This window comes from Streptomyces torulosus (assembly GCF_001419765.1).
In the GTDB taxonomy this organism is placed as follows: domain Bacteria; phylum Actinomycetota; class Actinomycetes; order Streptomycetales; family Streptomycetaceae; genus Streptomyces; species Streptomyces torulosus.
Genome location: NZ_LIRK01000637.1, coordinates 1 through 3,101, shown reverse-complemented (window position 1 = coordinate 3,101; position 3,101 = coordinate 1). Strand labels below are relative to the sequence as shown.

5 protein-coding genes are annotated in these 3,101 nt (G+C 66.6%); 3 read left to right on the top strand and 2 right to left on the bottom strand.

Features of this window, described 5'->3' with window-relative positions:
• From AOK23_RS36070 to AOK23_RS36060, 3 genes are all read left to right on the top strand, one after another.
• Window positions 1-280: fumarylacetoacetate hydrolase family protein (locus tag AOK23_RS36070; RefSeq protein ID WP_206336389.1), on the top strand; the 280-nt coding region annotated here is incomplete at its 5' end.
• A gap of 1 nt (window position 281) precedes the next feature.
• The gene (locus AOK23_RS36065) at window positions 282-1,037 is read left to right on the top strand and encodes a maleate cis-trans isomerase family protein (protein WP_055716735.1); all 756 of its coding nucleotides are present in this window, start codon (window positions 282-284) and stop codon (window positions 1,035-1,037) included.
• Window positions 1,037-1,732 carry a GntR family transcriptional regulator gene (locus AOK23_RS36060; protein WP_055716734.1) on the top strand — a complete coding sequence of 232 codons (696 nt, stop codon included), beginning with the start codon at window positions 1,037-1,039 and terminating at the stop codon, window positions 1,730-1,732. Before AOK23_RS36065 ends, AOK23_RS36060 begins: the two co-directional genes overlap by 1 nt.
• A gap of 225 nt (window positions 1,733-1,957) precedes the next feature.
• On the opposite strand, the gene AOK23_RS36055 is transcribed toward AOK23_RS36060, so the two are convergent.
• Both AOK23_RS36055 and AOK23_RS36050 read right to left on the bottom strand, forming a co-directional pair.
• On the bottom strand, window positions 1,958-2,320 hold the full coding sequence (locus tag AOK23_RS36055) for a hypothetical protein (protein ID WP_079049902.1): 363 nt from the start codon (window positions 2,318-2,320) through the stop codon (window positions 1,958-1,960).
• Window positions 2,317-2,622 (bottom strand): hypothetical protein, encoded by a 306-nt coding sequence (locus AOK23_RS36050; RefSeq protein ID WP_157878249.1) that lies wholly within the window; start codon window positions 2,620-2,622, stop codon window positions 2,317-2,319. Before AOK23_RS36050 ends, AOK23_RS36055 begins: the two co-directional genes overlap by 4 nt.
• Between the last annotated feature and the right edge of the window lie 479 nt (window positions 2,623-3,101).

The window sequence follows — 3,101 nt, the reverse complement described above, 5'->3', positions numbered from 1 at the left end:
CGACGAGATCCCCGACCCGCACGACCTGCAACTGTCCCTGACGGTCAACGGTGAGCAGCGGCAGAACGGCAACAGCCGCCACATGCTTTTCGGCATCCCGCAGCTCATCGCCGACATCACCTCCGGGGTCACCCTGGAACCCGGCGACGTCATCGCCACCGGCTCGCCCCAGGGTGTCGGCGCGGCCATGGACCCGCCGCAGTTCCTCGTCCCCGGCGACGTCATCGAGGCCACCATCGAATCCATCGGCACCCTCTCCAATCCTGTGAAGGCGGTCTGACATGACTCGGCGCGCCTATCGCATCGGGCAGATCGTGCCCAGCTCGAACATCACCATGGAGACCGAGGTACCCGCGATGCTGCGGGCCCGGGGGGAGACCGAGCCTGAGCGGTTCACCTTCCACTCGTCGCGCATGCGCATGAAGGAGGTCACCAAGGAGCAACTGGAGGCCATGGACGATGAGTCGGACCGCTGCGCCGTAGAGCTCTCCGACGCCGCGGTCGACGTCCTCGGCTACGCCTGCCTTGTCGCGATCATGACTCGCGGGGCCGGGTACCACCGCGTTTCCGAGCAGCGCCTGCTCAAGCGTGCCGCGGACAACGGTGCCGGCGCGCCCGTCGTCACCAGCGCCGGCGCGTTGATCGACGGCCTGGAGGCGCTGGGCGTCCAGCGCGTCGCCTTGATCGCGCCGTACATGAAGCCGCTCACCGAACAGGTCGTCGGCTACATCGCGGGCGAGGGCTATGAGGTCACGGACCACATCGCTCTTGAGATCCCCAACAATCTGGAGGTCGGCGCGCGGGACCCGATGGCTCTCGACAAGATCGTGGACCGACTTGACCACAGCCGTGCCGACGCGGTCATTCTCTCCGCGTGCGTGCAGATGCCGTCCCTGGCCGCCATCCAGAAGGTCCAGGACAGGATCGGCAAGCCGGTACTGTCGGCGGCGGTCGCCACGACCTATCAGATCCTCAAGAAGCTCGACCTCAAGACCTTCGTTCCGGACGCCGGAGAACTGCTCAGCGGGAGGTATTGATGAGTGCTGCCGGAATTCGCAGGCCGCAGCGGACGACGACGACGGAACAGGCGTACCAGTCGATTCTCGCCGCGATCCTCGACGGCACGATTCCGGCCGACGCGCCCCTGCGTCTCCAGGATCTCTCCGAGAGCCTGGGCATGAGCATGATGCCCATCCGGGAAGCGATCCGGCAGCTGGAATCCATCGGTGTCGTCGAGAGTGAACCACATCGCGGCGCCCGGGTGCGCGCCGTGTCGGCAGACGACCTCGAAGACACCTACCTCACCAGGATCACCCTGGAGGGAATCCTGGTCCGCCGGGCAGCCACCCGGTTCGACACCGCCGCCGATGAGGCGGCGCGCAAGGCGCTCGCCGATCAGCAGAAGGCACTCGAGACCGGTGACGCCGCAGCGGCCCGCGAAGCCCATGAACGGTTCCACCACGGCATCTACCGTGCAGCCGGATCGATGTGGCTGTTCCGCTCGATAGCGCCGACCTGGCACAACAGTGAGCGCTACCGCGCTTCCAGCACAGCGGATGCGGAGATTGTCCTCAGCCGCCGCAAGGAACACGAACAGATCCTGCAGGCATGCGTGGACGGCCGGCCGGAGAAAGCGCAGGAGGCCCTGCAGCGGCACCTGCTCGCCACGGTCGCCGCCCTCGATCCGGAAGTCGCCCGGAGGCTTGCGCGCGCGGTGGCTGCCGACTCGTAGAACCGGTGGACAGCCCGTCCGTACGGGCGTCCGCCGGCATCGGCACAAGCATCATCACTGCCCCATACGGATGCTGTTCCACCCGGTGCAAGCAGCACCGTAACCAAGCGCGTAACAAATCAATTGATTTGCCCTGACAAGAGGCCTTGTGTCGGCTGCCGTGCGTGTCGGCCGGCGGCCCCGCAATGGGGTGCGTTTCTGTTTGAGTGAGCAGGTTTCGAACGGTTATGCGGCGATGTCGAGTTGTTCCTGGTAGAGGGCTGTGTGGGTGCGCTGGTAGTCGCAGCGGATGTGGTGCTGCCAGTACTCGGTGAAGTCGCCGTTGGCGATGACAGCGCGCAGGAGCAGGACGGCTTCGCCGCCGGGCAGGCTCCATCGTGCCCCGGTCACATCGAGGCGGTCTTTCACGAGGTAGCGGCAGCTGCCCTCGATGACGCCGGTGGCGATCGGCCAGCCCGGGGTGAGGGCGATGTGGTAGTCCAGGTAGGGCTGTTTGGCTTCCAGGTAGGCGGCGGCGCGGTCCAGGCCGGGGGTCGGCCGGTCGGCGGCGATGTGGGCGCGTTGGTGGGCGTGCAGGTCGGCGATCACGCGGGGGGCGTGGCCTTCGAGCAGGTCGCGGGCGGCTTGCTGGACGAAGGCGGCGCGGTTGGGCTGGGTGGGGTGGAGGTCGTCCGCGGCTTCCACAGATATTCGAGCACATGAACGAAATCGACGATGATGTCGATGCTCACGCCGCGCCGTGCCGCTTCCTGGGTCAGGCAGTCGAGTTGGTGGTTGGCGCCGTCCACGAGCACGATCCAGCGGCGCAGGTGTTCGGGGTCGCGGCACTCGGCCTGGTCGAACATGGTGGTGACCATGGTGGCGGTGGAGTGCTCGAGTGAGGCGTTCATGTGCCTGTTCCTCGCGGCCGGTCCCTTCTTCCGCTCGGCGCGTTCGGATGCGTCGCGGGGCAGGATGTCGGCGGCGGTGCGGGGTGCGGGGGCTGCGTCGTAGCAGGCGGTGACGCAGGCCATGCGGGTGCGTCCGGTGCGTTCCTTGCTGGAGAGCTGGGCCGAGGGCGGCTGCGGGCCGGCCGGATTCTCCCCTGCCTAAGTGGCTGTTTTTGAAGGTTCGCCGTGAAACCGCTCCTTCCTGATCATTAGGCTGCTGTCATGACTGAGGGTGGGAGCGGCGCAGTTGTTGAGGCTGAAGGCGATGACCTGTACTGGTCCAACACCCGTGCATGGGTGGAGCGCAGTCTCCGTCCTGGAGACCGGATTCGCGCTGTGGCAACGCTGCGAGGAGGCTGGACGTCGCAGATGCGCCGCCTTGAAGTCGAGGGGGAAGGTGAGACGTACTCCCTCGTGCTTATTGATCCGAAACGGTAAGC